16 protein-coding genes are annotated in these 18,497 nt (G+C 61.8%); 7 read left to right on the forward strand and 9 right to left on the reverse strand.

The genetic code is table 11. From position 1 onward, the window contains the following. On the forward strand, positions 1-279 hold a 279-nt coding region (locus B384_RS0101645; RefSeq protein ID WP_019481402.1), incomplete at its 5' end, for a DUF305 domain-containing protein. A 39-nt stretch (positions 280-318) separates the two neighbouring features. On the opposite strand, the gene B384_RS0101650 is transcribed toward B384_RS0101645, so the two are convergent. Together B384_RS0101650 and B384_RS0101655 are read right to left on the reverse strand one after the other, a co-directional pair. Further along, positions 319-678, reverse strand: a complete 360-nt coding sequence (locus B384_RS0101650) for an ArsR/SmtB family transcription factor (protein WP_019481403.1) — start codon at positions 676-678, stop codon at positions 319-321. A gap of 1 nt (position 679) precedes the next feature. Next, positions 680-1,918 carry an MFS transporter gene (locus B384_RS0101655; RefSeq protein ID WP_019481404.1) on the reverse strand — a complete coding sequence of 413 codons (1,239 nt, stop codon included), beginning with the start codon at positions 1,916-1,918 and terminating at the stop codon, positions 680-682. Between the two features lie 184 nt (positions 1,919-2,102). Between B384_RS0101655 and B384_RS0101660 the strand changes: the two genes are divergently transcribed. Both B384_RS0101660 and B384_RS0101665 read left to right on the forward strand, forming a co-directional pair. After that, positions 2,103-3,293 carry an AI-2E family transporter gene (locus tag B384_RS0101660; RefSeq protein ID WP_156808926.1) on the forward strand — a complete coding sequence of 397 codons (1,191 nt, stop codon included), beginning with the start codon at positions 2,103-2,105 and terminating at the stop codon, positions 3,291-3,293. Positions 3,294-3,372: 79 nt separating this feature from the next. Next, positions 3,373-3,930, forward strand: coding sequence for a dihydrofolate reductase family protein (locus tag B384_RS0101665; RefSeq protein ID WP_019481406.1), 558 nt, complete (start codon positions 3,373-3,375; stop codon positions 3,928-3,930). Between the two features lie 22 nt (positions 3,931-3,952). Here the strand turns inward: B384_RS0101665 and B384_RS0101670 are convergent, their stop codons facing one another. The 3 genes from B384_RS0101670 to B384_RS0101680 are packed head-to-tail and all read right to left on the reverse strand — an operon-like array spanning position 3,953 to position 6,493. Further along, positions 3,953-5,026: a DNA polymerase IV gene (locus B384_RS0101670; RefSeq protein ID WP_443110839.1), complete on the reverse strand. Its 1,074-nt coding sequence runs from the start codon at positions 5,024-5,026 to the stop codon at positions 3,953-3,955. 46 nt (positions 5,027-5,072) lie between these two features. Continuing rightward, positions 5,073-5,786: a GAF and ANTAR domain-containing protein gene (locus tag B384_RS0101675; protein WP_019481408.1), complete on the reverse strand. Its 714-nt coding sequence runs from the start codon at positions 5,784-5,786 to the stop codon at positions 5,073-5,075. Positions 5,787-5,818: 32 nt separating this feature from the next. After that, positions 5,819-6,493 (reverse strand): GAF and ANTAR domain-containing protein, encoded by a 675-nt coding sequence (locus B384_RS0101680; protein WP_156808927.1) that lies wholly within the window; start codon positions 6,491-6,493, stop codon positions 5,819-5,821. Between the two features lie 251 nt (positions 6,494-6,744). On the opposite strand from B384_RS0101680, the gene B384_RS0101685 reads away from it, so the two are divergent. Then, positions 6,745-7,203: an SRPBCC family protein gene (locus B384_RS0101685; protein WP_019481410.1), complete on the forward strand. Its 459-nt coding sequence runs from the start codon at positions 6,745-6,747 to the stop codon at positions 7,201-7,203. Positions 7,204-7,325: 122 nt separating this feature from the next. Here the strand turns inward: B384_RS0101685 and B384_RS0101690 are convergent, their stop codons facing one another. From B384_RS0101690 to B384_RS0101705, 4 genes are all read right to left on the reverse strand, one after another. Then, entirely contained in the window at positions 7,326-8,765 is a 1,440-nt protein-coding gene (locus B384_RS0101690) for an APC family permease (RefSeq protein ID WP_019481411.1), read from the reverse strand. Positions 8,766-9,398: 633 nt separating this feature from the next. Next, positions 9,399-10,829, reverse strand: coding sequence for a Na+/H+ antiporter NhaA (gene nhaA, locus B384_RS0101695; RefSeq protein WP_019481412.1), 1,431 nt, complete (start codon positions 10,827-10,829; stop codon positions 9,399-9,401). A 133-nt stretch (positions 10,830-10,962) separates the two neighbouring features. Next, a complete protein-coding gene (locus B384_RS17375) occupies positions 10,963-11,235 on the reverse strand; it encodes a hypothetical protein (protein ID WP_019481413.1) in 273 nt (90 codons plus the stop codon). 65 nt (positions 11,236-11,300) lie between these two features. Then, positions 11,301-12,704, reverse strand: a complete 1,404-nt coding sequence (locus B384_RS0101705) for a DUF4389 domain-containing protein (RefSeq protein ID WP_019481414.1) — start codon at positions 12,702-12,704, stop codon at positions 11,301-11,303. A 192-nt stretch (positions 12,705-12,896) separates the two neighbouring features. Here B384_RS0101705 and B384_RS0101710 point away from each other — a divergent pair, with 192 nt between their 5' ends. The 3 genes from B384_RS0101710 to B384_RS17380 form a co-directional block, all read left to right on the forward strand. Further along, positions 12,897-16,046: a beta-phosphoglucomutase family hydrolase gene (locus tag B384_RS0101710; protein ID WP_019481415.1), complete on the forward strand. Its 3,150-nt coding sequence runs from the start codon at positions 12,897-12,899 to the stop codon at positions 16,044-16,046. Between the two features lie 80 nt (positions 16,047-16,126). After that, positions 16,127-16,618, forward strand: coding sequence for a pyridoxamine 5'-phosphate oxidase family protein (locus B384_RS0101715; protein ID WP_026040887.1), 492 nt, complete (start codon positions 16,127-16,129; stop codon positions 16,616-16,618). 85 nt (positions 16,619-16,703) lie between these two features. Beyond that, the coding region (locus B384_RS17380; protein ID WP_237715200.1) for a heavy metal translocating P-type ATPase at positions 16,704-18,497 on the forward strand (1,794 nt) is incomplete at its 3' end.

Genomic DNA, 18,497 nt, shown 5'->3' on the forward strand with positions numbered 1-18,497 from the left:
CCCGACGGTGGCATGGCTGGGCACGAGATGGGTGGGATGGGTGGGATGGACGGCATGCTGGATGAAGATCAGATGGCTGATCTGGAAGCGGCTGAGGGTGACGACGCGGTCGGGTTGTTCCTGGAATCCATGATTGAACACCACGACGGGGCGGTGGAGATGGCCCAGGAGGAAATCGATAACGGGGAGAACCCTGCGGCAATTGCTCTCGCCGAGACCATCATGGAAACCCAGCTCGCCGAAATCCAGGAAATGGAACAGCTGCTCGCCGAACTCTAACCCTGGTCGGCCGCGCTAATCGATCCGGGGGAGAGGGCCTCAGCCGTGGGTGGGCTCGCCGGTGACCCGGTGGTCAGCAAGATTGAGACCCTCCTGCACGAGCCGGGCCAGGTGTCCATCGACGATGCTGTACACCACGTTGCGGCTCTCCTTGCGGGTGGTCACCAGACCGGAAAACCGCAGTTTCGCCAGGTGCTGGCTCACAGATGTCCGTGATGCGCCAGTCTGGTCGACGAGTGAACTGACGTCGTTCGGGGCCTGGGCGAGGATCCACAGGAGATGCAGCCGGGTCGGATCGGCAAGCATCCTGAACACCGCTGCGCCAGCCTCGAGGCGGACGTTGTCGGGGACGCCAGGGTGATGCAGGCTCGGCGCGGGGCCGCTTTCATGATTGATCACGTTACCGGGCCTGCTGTCTAACCGAAACCTTGGGCGGACCTGGGTGCTGGTCATCGGGCCACAACCGCAACGCGGCCACCGTCCCCAGCGTAGCGAGAGCAGAAAGGACTACTGCCGCGGCCGGTTGTCCCCACCCCGCACCAACCCAACCGGCGATCGGGTAGGTGACGATGAAGCAGGCGTGTGACAGGGAGAACTGTGCGGTGAAGAGGTAACTACGGGTGCGGTCGGTGGCGGCGCGCCGGAGCAGCCGCGCCGACGGCGTATTGATCATTGAGGTGCCCGCGCCCAGTACCATCCACAGAGCGAGAAGTAACAGCCAGGATTGTTCGGTCCAGGCGATCACCGCGGCCGCGGCGGTCGCGAGCGCCAGAATAACGCCGCCACGAACCATCATGGTGCGGTCCGTCACCCGCTCAAGGATCCGTGGAGCGGCTAGCGCAACGACCATTGAGCCAGCGCCATAGCAGGCGAGGGCCACAGCCAGATCAGTAGTGGACCCACCAAATACGTCCAGGGCGTAGACGACGGTATTGACCAGCACCAAAGCCGTCCCGGAGGCCACCACAAGGTTCAAAGCCATCAAGCCCCGGAGGGACGGGTTGCCGAGGAATATTCGCGTACCCAAAGTGGTCCGGTGTAGTAGAGATCCGGTTCGATCCAGTGCCGGTATCCGCGGCAGCGCGGTGGTAAGCACAATTATCGCGGAGAGCAAGAATCCGGCCATCGTCCCGACGAACAGGTTGTGGTAGCTCATGACCGTCAACAACACCGCAGCGATCAGTGGGCTAAGCAGCGACTCCAGATCGTAGGCCAAACGAGAGAGCGACAGGGCTCGGGTGTAATCTTTCTCCTTCGGCAGAATCACCGGTATGAGAGCCTGAAATGCCGGAGTGAACGTGGCGGATGCGGATTGCAGGAGGAATACCAGCACATAAATCTGCCAGACCTGGTCAATGAAGGGTAATGCGAGTGCGATGGCCGCGCGCATCAGATCCGCCGCGACAAGAACCGTTTTGCGGGGTAACCGCTGAACCAGGGCAGCCATTATCGGAGCGACGAAAACGTAGGCCAGCATTTTGATAGTCAACGCGGTACCCAACACCGCACCGGCCTTCCCGCCGGCCAGATCAAAAGCCAACAGGCCTAGTGCTACAGTCAGCAAACCCGTGCCTAAGAGTGCAAGAATCTGTGCTGTGAACAGCCTCCGATAGGCGACAACCCGGAGAACCTCAAGCATGCGAATCCTGTCCATCAAACCTGCACTGAAGACCTGTCCCGTCTAGATATAGCATTAAGTGCACACACATGCACACTTGATTCAGAACAGGCTCACCCCAGGTGCGGGGCCAAAGGTTGACAGAGCTGTTTTCTGGTATCCGTGTGGATACTGCCAACAACATCTAGATCGCCCGCATCGGGTGATGCTCAAGCGATTTGCCCGAGCGATACTGGCCAAACCAACGGAGCCGGAGGGCGGAATGGTGTGGTGGCGTAGAAGAATTCGGCCCGATCCCGGTCTCGCTGTCGCTGAACCGACCGAAATTCTCTCCGAACCACGGGCCGGTGAGGTATCCGCTCGGTCGTACAGGTCGGCGGCCATTCTCGCCGGGCTGGGTGGGGCCACGGTCACGGTGTTCGGCATCTCCGCCATTCAGGGGTTCTTTGCCCCGGTATTTCTGGCGCTGATCCTCACAATTTGTGCGCATCCGCTGCGACTCACGCTTGAACGCCATGGAACACCCCAGGGGGTCGCCACCGGCACCGTCATTGCAGCGGTCTTTGCTCTGCTTGCCGCATTCGTAGCGGCGCTCGTGGTGGCGTTCGCGCAGTTCGCAGCCCTCTTGCCACAGTACGCTTCGCAGATCGAGGAGATCGGTCAAACGATCGCCGACATGCTGGCTGCCACCGGGCTCGATCAACAACAGATCCAGGCGGCCGTTTCAAATCTGGATTCGGGAAGAATCGTCGCCGTTATCGGTGGCATCCTCGGTTCGGTCACGGGCATGACCTTCGCACTTGTCATCATCCTCACCACGCTCATCCTGATGGCTATGGACGCGACATCTATCCCGAAAGTCTTCAGTGAATTGGAGCCGGAACACCCCGCTGTGGTTGAGGCTCTGCAGTCCTTTGCGATCGGTGTGCGGAAGTATATGGTCGCCACCACCGGTCTGGGGATCGCCCAGGGGGTTCTCAACTGGTTGGCACTTTTGCTGCTCGGTGTGCCGGGCGCTTATCTTTGGGGTCTACTGGCGTTCATCTGCAGCTTCATCCCGAACATCGGCTACTTCATCGCAATCATTCCTCCACTGGTGTTCGGCTTTTTCGTTGGTGGGTGGAGTACCGTCGTCGCGGTCGTCGTCGTCTACGGAGTGATCAACCTCGTTGTGCAGTCGATAATCCAACCCAGGATCGTGGGGAATGCGGTCGCCCTCAGCCAGACCGTCACCTTTGTCTCCGTTCTGTTCTGGGCGGTGGTCATCGGACCAATCGGGGCAATTCTGGCGATCCCGCTCACCCTGCTGGTCCGCACAGTCCTGATCGACTCCAACCCGGCTGCACAGTGGTGGCGGCCCATCATCGGTGGCTTCAGCCAGAAGCGGGACCCATAATTGGCCCACCTGGTGCCCTTTTCTGGGGCACCGGGAGTCCTATGATTGGCGCAGACCTATTCGGATGCGAAGGAGACTGATGGCCAAGCTCATCTACTCAATGATCACATCGCTTGACGGTTACGCAGAGGCAGCGAAGGGCGACATTGGCCGAGGAGCAGAAGATCAGGAAGTGCATACTTTTATCGGGGATATCTTCCGCCCCGTCCGCACCTTCCTCTACGGCCGGCGGATGTACGAGACGATGGTCTTCTGGGAGACAGCACACGCAGAGCCGGATGTGCCGCCGCACATAGTGCAGTACGCCCGCGACTGGCAGGCCGCAGAGAAGGTCGTTTACTCCACAACACTAGAGTCGGTGTCCAGCACAAAGACCCGGATCCAGAGAACCTTCGATCCGGAGATGGTGCGCAGGCTCAAGGCCGAGTCTGATCACGACCTCAGCGTTGATGGTCCAAACCTCGCGGCCCAGGCCATTGCGGCTGGCCTGGTGGATGAGTATCACATGTTCATCACCACCAGCGTGGTGGGCGGCGGCAAACGGTTCTTTCCCACCGGTGTGCGACTGGACCTGGAGTTGGTTCAGGAACGTGCGTTCTCCACTGGGCTCATCTACGCCCGCTATCGAACGCGCTGAAGCCTCCTCTGGGGGATGCCACTCACCAGCCGCCTCGTGTGGGCGTGTGACCCTTGCGGGCGTCGTCGGGCATTGCCATTTCTACTCGCAGACCAAGAAGTCGAATGGGACGACCCGCCTCGATCCCGCTTGCGAGATCCGCTGTACGCGCAAGTATCTCGTTTCGATCTGATGTCGCAGAGATCCTCCGTGCGTGGGTCTTGGTGAAGAACGGTGCGTACCTCACCTTGAGGGTGAGGCCAACAACTGGCCGTCCCTCGGCCGATACCTCTGTCATGACCCACAGCGCGAGCTCCTGCACGGCGTCGTTAATGTGAACGGGGTCTGTTAGGTCCTGTTGGAAGGTGGTTTCGCGGCTGTGTCCTCGGGCAACCCAGGGAGTGTCATCCACAACGCTGGTGCCGTCCCCGCGTCCAAGCTCCGCGTACCAGGGCCCCATTTTTGGACCAAACTCCGGGACGAGACCTTCGGGGTCGGACGCACCAAGTTCGGCCACGGTGGTGATACCGAGTCTGGCCAGCCGGCCGGAGACTTTGGTGCCAACGCACCAAAGGTCCTTCGTCGGTCGAGTTCCCATGACGTCGAGCCAATTTTTCGCGGTGAGACGGAAGACGCCCGCCGGTTTACCGAAACCGGTGGCGACCTTGGCTCGAACCAGTGTGTCCCCGATGCCGATGCTGCAACGGAGCCGAGTTTGATCCAATACAGCGGCTTGCAGCCGACGGGCGTAGGCTTCTGGATCGTCGGTCTTAATACCAACAAAGGCTTCATCCCAGCCCAGCACCTGCACTGTGGCACCCGACTGGCCCCGCAGGGTGGTCATCACCGTTTCAGACGCAGCAAGATAGGCTGCCTGGTCGACGGGCAGAATGACCGCCTGGGGTGCTTTCCTGGCGGCAACGCGGAGGGGCATCCCTGATCCGACGCCGAATGCCCTGGCTTCGTAGGATGCGGTCGACACCACGGCTCGTTCCGCCGGATCGCCCCTACCCCCGACGATGATCGGTTTGCCGGCGAGTTCCGGGCGACGCAACACTTCGACCGCCGCGATGAACTGATCGAGGTCGACGTGCAACACCCAGTACACTCCGCTCACACCTGATGTGTCCGACAGGAACGGCGGGAAATCCTGAAATCCGACACTAGACAGTGAGAGAGCGGTTCAGTACAGCTTGCGCCGTCTCCCGCAGATTCTTATTGTTCGAGCGGGCGTGGTTACGAAGTCGACGGAATGCCTCGTTAGTGTCCACATCATCGATGTGGGCAATCATGCCCTTGGCCTGCTCAATGACGATCCGACTGTTCAGGGCGTCCTGCAGTTGCTGATTGACGACGGCGGATTCCGATGCCGTCTTTTTCTGCAGGATGCTGATGGTGGACACGTCAGCCAAGGCCTGCCCAATCGCAACGTCTTCGTCGGACAGCTCCCCGGTTTCAGTCCGAAACAGGTTCATCGCGCCAATAGTCCGCCCCTGCAACCTCATTGGGAAGGCATGGACTGAACGGAACCCCTGGGTCGCGGCGGCCCTCCTGAAGTCTGGCCACCGGTCTTCAGTCCCGGCAATGTCACGGACGGTCACGGGTACCCCTGTGACATAGCAGTCAACGCACGGCCCTGCTCCAGATTCCTGTTGCAGCGCCTCGACCAGTTGGCTCTCCTCGCTGGTTGACGCGAGCACCTGCAGGACGCCGTCCGGGCCAGCCAGCATTAGCCCGGCGGCGGCGGCGTCGAGCAATTCAACAGACTCTTCAACGAGAGTATGCAGCAGCTCCAACACGTCATAGTCACCCACGAGCGTGTCCGCAATCTTGACGAACGCTGCACTGACCCGAATCGAGCGGGTCTCGATTTCCATGGGCACATGCTAACAAATCTGGCGTTACTTGCTCACCCTATTTGCAAACTGAAATCCAGTTGCCTGCTCAGCACGGAGTCGCAGGTTGCGCGAAGCGTGGATCCGCTGGCAAACGCGTGGGCTCGCAGCATCATCAGTGCATCGGCAGCCGACCCGCCGGTTTGCGCCAACACCATGCCGGTTGCTTGATGTATCTCACGTCGTGAGAGCAACGAGCCGGCCTGGACTGAATCATCGGCGGACTCAAGCGTCAGTATGCTGCGCAGCAGGGACCACGCCGCCCTGTCGCTGAGCGAGCTTGCCACAGTGAGATCGCTATTGCTGAGAGGTCCGGGGTCGAAACTATAGAGTTCAACCACGCCAATGTTCATGGCACCAACGACCAACGGGAAGACGAAGAGCGCCTGCGCGTCCGTCGCCAGGAGAGCCTTCCCAAACACGGGCCAATTCTCGTGGGATGCGCGACGCACCTGGGGTATCAATATTGGTGTCCGGGACCGGATAGCCGCCCACCGTGGACCTTCCCCCAGGTCGAACTGCAATTCATCCAGTTCCCCTGAAAGGGTGTCAGTAGCGCACAGCGTTGTTTCTTGAAGGGACCCGCCGAGCGCCGATAACGCGGCTCCGGTCACCGGCAGTGCGTCCAGATAGGACGCACAGACGTTGGAACCTAACTGTTCCAGCTCGGCCACGCTTCCGTTAGCCATCGCCCGAACATTCTTCACCCCAAAGAGCCCCAAAGGACATCTTCTCCACCCTTCCCCGGGTCGTTTTCCTAGCCAAAGGAACGACGAACGGATTGAACTGGCGCCAGCCCTTATTCTAGTCTCGACGGACCCTCCCGGCACAGTCTTATCCTCCCCATAATTGGGGCGGGCCGTCCAGTGGGGAAGCGGACTTTGGACCTCTTGTGCGGTACCGAAGCATCGCATCGTCGTCAACAGTTAGGCTCAGTGTCATGAACCGAGGAATTACCCTGACCCAGCACGTCAATGCCGCTGCGGAGAAAGTCTGGGCCGTTATCTCTGACGTTCCTGGTTCGGCCGCAACCCTTTCCGGCATCGACGCGATCGAGATGCTCAGCGATGGCCCCTATGGCAAGGGCACGCGCTGGAAAGAGACCCGCACCATGATGCGCCGGTCGGAGACCGTGGAGATGTGGGTGACCCAGTCCGACCCGCCCCGGAGTACCACGGTGAAAGCCTTGCAGGTCGGAGTGGACTACACCTCGGGCATGACGCTGACCGATCGCGACGGCGGGACCGACCTCACGGTCACCTTCGGCGCGGAGCTGACCAATCCGTCGCGGACGACGAAGATCGGCATGGCACTCTTTGGCAAACTGGGGATGCGGATGACCCGGAAAGCACTAGCCAGGGACCTTGCCGAAATTGCTGCCAGGGCTGAGTCGCTCTAGTTCGACCCAACGGTAATTCCGATGACATCGTGCCGTTTCGTTCCTACAGAACCAAGTAGCCAGAGGCGAGACACCGCGAGGTGATCCGCCTACCCGTTTTGGGCAGGCGGATCAGTCCGGGGCTACCGGCCCTTCCGTCCGAGCTTTGCCAGGAGGTCCTCTTCGGCGTCGGCTCCGGGCTTGACGCCGGTCGGGATCCGGAACAGGAAGAACAGGCCAAGGACCCACCAGAGCCCAAACAGGATCCACGGTGGGGGAGTGAGGGCCGCGGGCATGCCCGGGAGGTACAGGCTCAGCAGGCCTACGCAGAGCACCACCGCGGAGAAGCCGATAATGACTCCACCATTGCCTGCACCACCGATCCGCAGGGGCCGGTCCATGGCTGGTTCCTTGCGGCGCAGAATGATGAACACGATTGCCACCAGAAGGTAGGCGATCACAATGCTGGGGGCGCCAGAGTCCACCAGCCAGACCAGCATCGCCTCACCGAAGAACGGCGCTAGGAACGACAAGCCGCCGATGAAAAGCAAAGCGTTGACAGGTGTGCGGTATTTCGGGTGCAGTACGCCAAACCATCGCGGGAGCATGCCGGACCGGGCCATCGAATACATCAGCCGTGACGCGCCCAACAGCAGTGAGTTCCAGGACGTCAGGATCCCGGCGATACCGCCGGCAATAAGGATCTTCGCCATTACATCTGTACCAAATAGTGCACCCATCGCATCCGCCGTCGCGATATCAGCCTGAGCGATCTCGTTGGCAGGCATTGCCGAGGACGTGGTGAGAACCGTCATCACGTACCAAATGGTTGCGAGAACCACTGCGATAACCACCAGACGGCCGATCTGTCGCGGTGGAATGTTCACTTCCTCCGCAGACTGCGGGATGACATCGAAGCCCACAAACAGGAACGGCACCACTACCAGTACGGCGAAGTATCCGCCCATCCCTCCGGTGAAGAAGGGCTCCATGTTGTCGGTTGATCCACCGGTAAAGGAGCCGAATATCAGCATCAAGCCGATGATCAGCAGCAGCAGTACGACGAAGGTCTGGGCCACACCTGCCAGCTTCACTCCCCGGATATTGACACCGGTAATGACGACGGCGGCGATGGCGCCGACCAGGGCCCAGGTGAGATGCACCTGGCTGCCGGCGATTTCCCACAGCGGCACCTGATTCAGATCAGGGAAGAGGTAAAGAGCGGTGCGGGGGAGCGCCACCGCTTCGAACGCCACAATGGTGACGTAGCCGCCGGTGATGGCCCAGGACCCGATGAAGGACCAGCGCGGACCCATGCCTCGCAGGAGGAAGTTGTGCTCACCGCCTGCTTTGGGCATCGCCGCGGTGAGTTCGGCGTAGGTCAACCCGACGACGGCCATGATTACACCACCCGTGATCATGGCGAGGGTGGCGCCCATGGTGCCGGCGTCGGCAATCCAGCCCCCGGTCAGCACTACCCAGCCGAACCCGATCATGGCACCGAAGCCCAGTGCCAAAGCGTCCCAGTTGCCGAGAACTTTCAGGAGCGAAGTCTCCGTCGGTGTAGATGGTGCTTTGCCCATGGGTGCCTCTTTCGTGGTGGATCAGTGACGATTAGAAACACAGTAATACCGATTGGTCCATGAGTCTGTAGCGAGCCGATACATTACTTGTGGCGCACCACCACCCGGGTCAGTGTTAGTGACCTTCTGGAGGTTGCACCGTGTCACCGTCGTCGCTGTCTTGGGCGCAAGGAGTTGCGAGCTGGTCGATTCTGGGAGGTTTTCCGCGGGCCATCCGCTGAAATGTCCGAGGCGAATGGCATACTTTTTGTACTGCGACGGTATCCTCCGTCGACGTTCACCATGGGGGAAACATGGATCACAGTCTTAGCTCCGCTACGCACGGCAACACCGACGAGCCAACAGACCTTACCGGGTCGACGAAGACGGGGCGCTCAAACGATGACCGGGCGCTGGAAGTACCGCCCTATGCGCTGGATTTCCACCCCGCGCACTGGCCATGAAGCTCCCAAAGTGGGCGGGCAGCAGCGGTGAGTGAACTCAAACCAACGGACAGAGCTGGCGTGTAAGACAGGGTCCAACTCGCCACAGGCGCGCAAGGCTGGCGGCTGCGGCACCCCGGGTCCTGCCGATTAAAGCGATAAGGCGATTTCCGTGCCACGGAAATCGCCTTATCGCATGGTTCGCCCCGGGTTATGCGTCCCGGTTCTTGCTGGGTGGTTGCTCGCTCCGGTCGGTGCCGGGTGCAGCATCTTCCGCTACAGGTGCTGTCACTGTTTCATTTGCTGGGTTGTCCTGGTAAACATCAGGGATTCCGTCGCCGTCGTCGTCGACGTTTTCCTCAGCCTCAATCGCCTTGTACCGCTTGTTACGTGCTCGCAGGATGACTGACGCAACGAGGGCCGCAACAATGGACGCCGTGAGGATGCCGACCTTGGCGTGATCATTGGTGGAGCCGTCTGGGGTGAAACTCAGATCCGCAATCAGGAGGGAGACCGTGAAGCCAATTCCCGCCAGCAGCGCCACCCCGATCAGGTCCACCCAACGCAGGGCAGGGTCGAGATTGACCCTGGTGAGTTTGGTGAGCAGCCAGGTGGTCCCGACAATGCCGATGGGCTTGCCGATCACCAGGCCAAGAATGATTCCGAGCGCCACCGGATCGGTCACCGCTGAAACAAACCCGCTCCAGCCGCCGATGGTGACACCTGCAGAGAAGAAAGCGAAGACGGGGACGGCGAAACCTGCGGATAGTGGCCGGATCCGGTGTTCGAACAGCTCCGCCAGGCCCGGGCCCGCATCAGGTCCCGCGGTGGCCTTTCGATGCAGCACGGGGACGGTAAACCCGAGGATAACCCCAGCGACTGTCGCGTGGATACCACCGGCGTGCACGAGGGCCCAGACGACAAAGCCGATGGGCAGCAGGATGAACCAGGCAGCGGACGGTTTCAGGTGAAAAAACTCGCGATACTTCTGCGCCAGCACCGCGTAAAGCGCCAGCGGGATGAGGGCCAGAAGCAGGGGGGTGACCTGGATATCGTCCGAATAGAAGATGGCAATAATGGAAATGGCGATCAGATCGTCAACTACAGCGAGCGTCAACAGGAAAATCCTGAGCGCGCTGGGCAGATGTGATCCCACAATGGCCAGCACTGCGACGGCGAAGGCGATGTCGGTGGCGGTGGGAATGGCCCACCCGCGGAGGGTGTCCGGGCTGAAGATGTTGATCCCGACATAGACCAGGGCCGGAACGACGACGCCGCCGACTGCTGCAGCAACCGGGACTATCGCCTTGCGTGGGTTACGCAGATCCCCTGCTACAAATTCCCGTTTCAGTTCGAGACCAACAAGAAAGAAGAAGACAGCCAGCAGGCCGTCAGCCGCCCAGGCACCGAGGCTTAGTTCCAGATGCCACGGCTCGTAGCCGAAGGTGAAGTCCCGCAACGCGAAGTAGCTATCGGCCGCGGGGGAGTTGGCCCAGATGATTGCTGCGGTGGCAGTGATCACGAGCAGGATGCCGCCAACGGTTTCCTTACGGAGGATCTCGCCGACTCTGAGTGATTCTGAGTATGTGCCGCGGCCGAGCAACCCTGATTTTGGTTTGGGCTCGGTGGTGGGGTCTGCCATAAGTAAAGCTCCTGGATTGGGGTCGACAAAGATAATGCCGACCAGTCTTCCCGGCTCACCTTCGTTTCAGTCTACCGGTCCCGCACCCTATGAGGTCCAGTGGGTTCTGATTGAGCCGCCGCCGTGCAGTGACTTAACGGGGCTGCCTTTTCCTCCGGATAGCGATCCGGCGGGTGAGATCGGAGGCTGCAAGGACGGCAACGGTGATGGAGATCGCGATCAGGGCGAGCATGAAATAGAGCCCAATCAGGGTAGCCATGGGGGACTGTGCCTCGCGCAGCATCGCCAGTCCTCCCACCAGCCCAACAGCCCAGAAAGCCACCACGCAGGCGAGGACTCCCACTGCGGGCAACCAGTCACGATTGGTCCGCAGCCACCGCCACGTGCCAGCCGTCACCTTGTTCATTTTCTCCATGCCTCATAGTGCGCCCTGTGGCGGCCGGATCACCGCTGGGACACGTGTCGGCTCGGTCACGTTTCGATGTCCTGATCCAGGCGGAATGGCGGGTACTCATCACGCATCAGGGAACCGTAGGCCAGAACCCGGTAGATCCACCGGTTCAAGCCGATGATGAAAGCGAACAAAGGCCGCGGGTAGTAGCCGGTGAAGAGCATGGCCACCACCCCGACCAGCACCAGCAGCCCTAGCAAGGACAGGCCGCCGGTGGCGTCATACTCTCCACTTTGCACCTGCCAGCCCCAGGTGGCTGAGCCGGTGATAGCAGCCACGATGAGCAGGTGTGGGATCAGAAGGAGCCAGGACTTGATGAGCACCAGACCACGGGAGAGCCGCTCCGGATACTCCACCACGATGTCGGCTGGGTAATCGGTGCGTCCCAGAGTGAACGGGGGATACCTATCGGTGCCGGCAGCTGCATAGGCGTAGAAGGCCACCCGCCAATTCCATCGCAGCACCCCGACGTTGAATTTGAAGAGCGAGCGGGGGTAGCGGCCGGTGAAGAGGATCGCGAACCAGGCCACCAGGGTGGTCACGGCGAAGGCGAACCAGAGGAAAAACAGTACGAAGAAATGTGGAATGGCCAGGAACCATTTCACCAGCCACATCCAACGGGACAGTGCGGGGTCGAGTTGCGCAACGAGGTGCACCGGGTACGACGGCGGTCCGGCAACAACTCCGGCAGTCGGTCCGGTCACCGGGGCAGCCCGACGCGGCGTGGTTTCGGGGCCGGCGGTGCCGGATTCGGGTTGGTTGCGTCCCAGCCCGACGGCGCCGATAACCAGGAGAGGCAGACCGATGGCCAGGGTTACAAGGCCGATGATGAGGACGATCGCGCCGGCAGGGCGAATCAGTTCGGACCGGAAGCCAGCCTGAAGATCGACCGAGAAGCCAGGCGAAGCATCGGCATTCATCACGACGACGGTCCAGTTGCCCGGCTCGATGTCCCAGATGAGTTCCTGCTCTCCCGGCCCTGATGCTGAGGCAGCCCAAAAATCCTGGGATCCTGGTTCCGCTGGTGCTGCTGATCCCGAAATGTTGCGGTAGACCGGACGGAAAGGATCGAAGTCGACGTCCCGCAGTTCGGTGCGGTTAACCCCAGCGAGGTACTCGTCGACCTCATCCTGTGGTGCCAGGCCAATGAAAATTTCAGCGTCCGGTTCGGCGGCGCGCAACCTGAGCGTCCCGACGTCGAACGGGAGGCGTTCCGGTGTGCCCTCGCCGAATGCCTCAAGACGCGGCGAGACAAGCGCATGGGAGGCGACAGCGTAGCGTTCGGTCGGGGAGGTGAAATAGCCGTCGTCCCGCTGATCGGAGGCAACCCACGCGACGGCGATTCCTCCGGCCGCCATCGACGCGCCGATGATTGACAGTATGATCCCGATGATGAGCATTGCGATTGAACCTGCTCTGTTCATGGAAAGACTCCCCTCCCGCCGAACGGCGTCCTGCCGTCCTGTGCTCTCGCCTAAGAGTGTTGGCGCACCGATATCGCTCGATAGGGTCGAAAGTCCCAAGAATTGTGGGTGTCCACGCAGCCCTGGTCGCCGCAGCTCTATTCGGGCACAAAGGCACTTCCTGCGGTTCCCGGGCGCCGGTACATCTAGCTGATGACCAGATCACCGACACTTGCGGCAGCGCAGCCACCCTTCGACGCCGTCATCTTTGATTTGGATGGCGTGGTCACCAACACGGCGGTCATTCATCAGCGGGCCTGGAAGGATGTCTTCGAAGCAATCATCAATGATCCAAGATGCCCGTCCGACGCTGACCGTTCCCCCTTTACCCAGGACGACTACTTCACGACCGTTGACGGTAAACCGCGGGAGTCGGGACTGATCGACCTGCTGGCGTCGCGCGGGATTCCCCTCGGGCTGGGTCAGGTCACGGATGCCGTGGGGGACTGGACCGCATATGGGTTGGGGGCGCTCAAGAACAGGGCCTACCTGGAACGGCTCGCTGCAGACGGTGTGCAGGCCTACCCGGGAACCAGTCGGCTGCTCAAGACGATGCAGGATGAGGGCGTGCCCGCTGCGATCGTGACCTCCAGCCGGAATGCCATGCCGGTGTTGTCCGCTGCAGGGTTGGCAGATGCTTTCCAGGTGGTAGTGGATGGGACGCTTGCCCTGCAGCTGGGCCTGCCCGGCAAGCCAGCACCGGACGTCTTCCTTGAAGCCGCCCACCGGTTGGGGGTATCACCCGAACGTGCCGTTGTCATTGAGGATTCGGTGGCCGGTGTGTTGGCAGCCCGCCGCGGCGGCTTTGGTCGTGTTGTAGGCATCGACCGGCTCAAGGCACGCCGGACGCTTGAAGAGGCTGGAGCGCACGTGGTGCTCAACGACGTGAGCCAGCTGGATCTTGGCGTGGTCCTCGGGGACCCCTGGCAGCTGGTGTATCGGGGCATGAATTCCGATCATGAGGGCCACCGTGAAGCGCTGACAACCCTCGGCAACGGCTATCTGGGTGTGAGAGGGGCAGCGCCGGAGGGCGGAGAATTTTCGTACCCAGGGATGTATCTGGCTGGGGTCTTCAACCGATTGGAGAAGCAGGTTGGCGGGAGCCGTGTGCTCGAGGAACACCTGGTCAATGCCCCGGATTGTCTCTCGCTGGACATTCGAGTCGATAGTGGCGACTGGTGGTCGGCGGGAGGTCTGCAGGTCATCAGCGAGCTACGAACCCTGGATCTGGCGAGAGCGGTCCTGGAAAGGCAGGTTGTCCTCGAGACCGCTGCCGGCCGGCACCTGCGGGTGGAGCAGCAAAGGTTCGTCTCAATGGCCGAATGCCACCTGCTCGCCAGCGAAACACGGGTCACCCCCTTGGGCTGGAATGGCGCCATCACGTTCCGCACGGGGGTCAATACCGGGACCCGAAACACGAACCTCCCGGACCCCAATGGTGGTGCACGGGTACATCTCCTTGACTGCACCGCCGACGACGACGACGACGGGCAAGCCGTCACCGAAACCCTTGTCGAAGCTGAAACCACGCAAAGCCGGATCCGCATCGCCGTCGCCTTCAGGGCCGCAGTCGACGGGGAGACAACGCGGGGAACCACCGGGCGCACCGGCCAGCATCATTTTCGACTGTACGAATCGACCTTGATGGACGGCGAACCGACAGTCCTGACAAAGGTGGTTGCCGTGGTGACATCCCGGGACCGGGCCATTTCCTCGCCGCGAACCGAAGCTCAGTCAATTCTCGCCCGTTCGGGCAGGAACTTCGAGGCGCTCCTTGCGTCGCACGGGGCCGCCTGGCAGCGCCTCCTCCGTCCTTTCCGGGTGGATCTCGACGCGCCGACGCAAGTGCGCCTTGTCCTGAACCTGCACCTGTTCCACTTGCTCCAGACCTTGACACCGCACACCATGGAACTCGACGCCGGGGTCCCCGCCAGGGGCCTGCACGGAGAAGGCTACCGGGGGCAGATTTTCTGGGACGAGCTCTTCGTGCTCCCGGTTCTCACACTCAGAACTCCCGACGTCGCACGCGCCCTCCTCAACTACCGCTGGCGACGGCTTCCCGCCGCCCGCCAAGCCGCAGTAGACCAGGGCCGAAGCGGAGCAATGTTCCCCTGGCAAAGTGGAAGCGACGGCACCGAAGAGACACCCCGCTGGTTGTACAACCACCGGTCCGGCAGGTGGATGGCCGACAATTCCCACCTGCAGCGGCACGTGGGGCTAGCGGTCGCTTTCAACGCCTGGCAGTACTACGAGGCCACAGTCGATCGTGCATGGCTCTTCAGCAAGGGTGCAGACCTGATCGTGGGGGTGTGTCGTTACTTCGCGTCCCTGGTGGAGTACGAGGCGGCCACCGACCGCCACCATCTCCGGGGACTGGCCGGACCCGATGAGTATCACACCCGACGGCCGGGTAGCGACCATCCTGGCGTGGACGACAACGCCTACACCAATGTGATGGCGTCCTGGGTCTTCGTCCGGGCCGCAGCACTCCACCGGACCTTCGTTGGGCATGAGCTCGACGAACTGGAGGTGCGACTGGGAATCAACGCGGATGAGGTGGCGCGCTGGGAACGCATGGGACGGTCAATGTACGTGCCTTTTGAGGCTGACGGCACCATCAGCCAGTTCGATGGGTACGGCGACCTGGTGGAGCTGGACTGGGCGCGATACCGCGAGACCTACGGCAACATCGAACGCCTTGATCTCATCCTTGAGGCCGAGGATGACACCGTTGACCGCTACAAGCTAGCGAAACAGGCCGACGTACTCATGCTGCCCTATCTTCTCGGTCACGGGGGGCTGATCACGCAGCTGGCCCACCTCGGCTACACCCTGACTCGGGAACAGCTGGCCCGGACCATCGACTATTACCTGGCCCGAACCGCCCACGGATCGACCCTGAGCAGGGTGGTGCACGCCTCGGTGCTCGCGTCGACCGATCCCAACCGGGCGTGGGACAGCTTCCGCGAGGCGTTGGATGCCGACCTGGACGACACGCAAGACGGGACCACCAAATCAGGCATCCATTTGGGCGCCATGGCCGGAACGATCGATGTCGTGCAGCGCAGCTTCGCCGGACTTCGACTGAACGGTGACCATCTGGTGTTTGAGCCGAGCATGCCCGCCGGGCTGGGTGCAGTAGCCTTCAGCATCTCGTATCGGGGGCATCAGCTCCAGATCAATTTGAGTCCAGGCCGTCTCGACATCTCCTCCGCACCGGGGGACGCTACCCCGATCTGGATTCAGGTGAACGCTCAAACGAAGCCCCTGGCCGCCGGGGACCTGAAAAGTTTCAGTCTGTGACCAGCCGTCAGCGAGCCGTTTCTCGGGGTGGGGCCTTTATGCCCTGTTGATCCCACCGCCGCGACCCTATCGTCACTGTCATGACTAACCAGCGATCCCTGCCGTCGGTCGAGACTCTGCAATCGCAGGCTTGTTGGGACCTGTTGCGGAGTACTTCAGTGGGGCGGCTTGCGGTCTGGGTCGAGGATCACCCCGACATTTTCCCCGTCAACTACAAGGTGGACCACGGCAGTCTGGTGTTCCGCACCGGGGAAGGCACCAAACTCCAGGCAGCAGCAGGCGACACTCCCGTCGCTCTCGAGGCCGACGGCGTTCTGGTGGATGCGAATGTCGCCTGGAGCGTGGTGGTGAAAGGCCGGGCAGAAGTCATCGAGCTCACACCAGACACCCTCGACTCAGTAGGGCTACTGCTTTTCCCCTGGCAGGCAGGCCAGAAGGACCATTTCATCCGCATCGTCCCGACATCCCTGACCGGACGCCGCTTCGCCGTGACCCCGCCCCTGATGTGGTGGAGTCCGCTCAGCGACGACCTGCGCGCAAAACTCGAACGATTGAAGGAAGAAACCGATTGAAAGCCCTCGTTTTCAACCCCACCGGGAGCAGACCCTGAGCCGCGAACCCACCGGGCCGATCAACTTGATCACCAGGTTCCCGTTGGTGTCCGCGACCCTCCTTGTCGGAGTCGGCGTGGCAGTGCTCCTCATCAGCTCGCAGCCTGCTGCCGCACAACTGGCTGCGAGCAGCTACGCCCTCGCCGTTGCAGTGTTCCGCTCCGTGACGATGGTCCGCGGACTGTTCCACGGTCGATTGGGCATCGATTTGCTCGCTGTCGCAGCGATCGGCTCAACAGTGGCGGTCGGCGAGTACATTGCTTCCCTGATCGTCGTCCTCATGCTGACCGGGGGCGAGGCGCTGGAAGACTTCGCGCACGGACGGGCAACGAAAGAGTTACGCGCGCTACTCGATCGCTCCCCCCGCACAGCGCACCGCGAATCGCCGGGGCTTCCCCTGCAGGACATCCCGGTGGCGGACGTCGTACCAGGGGATTTCCTCCTCGTCCGGCCCGCCGAGACGGTACCGGTCGACGGCACCCTGGCGTCCGATGCCGGTACCTTCGACGAGGCTGCCCTGACAGGGGAAAGTCTTCCCGTGGAACGGGTACACGGTGACCGTTTGCTCAGTGGCACCGTGAATGGGGCCGATGCAGTCCGCATGTTGGCGACCGCCACCGCATCCAATTCCCAGTACAGTCAGATCGTTGCCCTCGTCCAGGAGGCGGCAGCAAGCCGGGCACCGATGGTCCGACTGGCCGATCGATACGCCGTCCCGTTCACCGTGTTCGCGTTTATCCTGGCTGGGGTGGCCTGGTTCCTCAGCCAGGACCCAGCACGTTTTGCCCAGGTGCTGGTGGTCGCAACCCCTTGCCCGCTGCTGATCGCAGCCCCTGTTGCGTTCCTTGCCGGCACCAGCCGGGCCGCCCATGCTGGGATTATCATCAAGAACGCAGGGACACTGGAGCAGCTCAGCCGGGTACGGACCGCCGTGTTCGATAAGACCGGGACGCTCACGTCCGGGCATCCCACCCTCCTGCAGGTCCAGATCGCGGTGGGAACCGGGGACGCCCTCACTGAGGATCGGTTGTTGCAGCTTGCCGCTTCGGCGGAGCAATATTCGTCCCACGTCCTCGCGGGGTCCGTCATCGAAGCCGCATCGGCGCGCGGACTGACCCTTCTGCCGGCGGAGAACGCGAGCGAACACGCCACCGATGGAGTGAGCGCCGATTGCGGCGGATACACGGTGATTGTGGGGAAGCCAGCTTTCGTCCGCGCCCGGACCTCCGGATTTGAAAGCGTCGACCTGGTCAGTGGTCAGTTGGGGATCTACATCGGCGTCGACGGGATCTACGCCGGGGCTCTGATCATGAGCGACCCCTTGCGTGCCAACGCCGTCGATACCCTGGCCGCGCTCAGACGGTTGGGCGTTTCAGAGACTGTTCTACTGACGGGTGACGCCTCCTCCACGGCCGAACACATTGCCGCGGAAGCGGGAATCACCCGCTTCATCGCCGATTGTCTCCCGGTCGACAAGGTGAATGAGGTCGCCTCCCTGTCGTTGCGGCCGGTGATGATGGTCGGGGACGGGGTCAACGATGCTCCGGTGCTGGCAGCGGCCGACGTCGGCATCGCGATGGGTGCCAAAGGTTCCACTGCCGCCAGCGAATCCGCCGACGTCGTGCTGATGCTCGACGACCTGTCACGAGTCGCTACAGCCGTCGACATTGGTCAGCACACCATCCGGGTGGCGAAAGCCAGTATCTGGACGGGGATTGTTCTCAGTGTCGTCCTGATGATCGCTGCATCCCTGGGGATGGTTCCCGCGGTGGCTGGCGCGCTGCTGCAGGAGTTGGTGGATCTCGCAACCATCCTTAACGCGCTCCGGGCGCTCGGCGGG

The sequence above is a fragment of the Arthrobacter sp. TB 23 genome (assembly GCF_000294595.1).
Classification (GTDB): Bacteria; Actinomycetota; Actinomycetes; order Actinomycetales; family Micrococcaceae; genus Arthrobacter_D.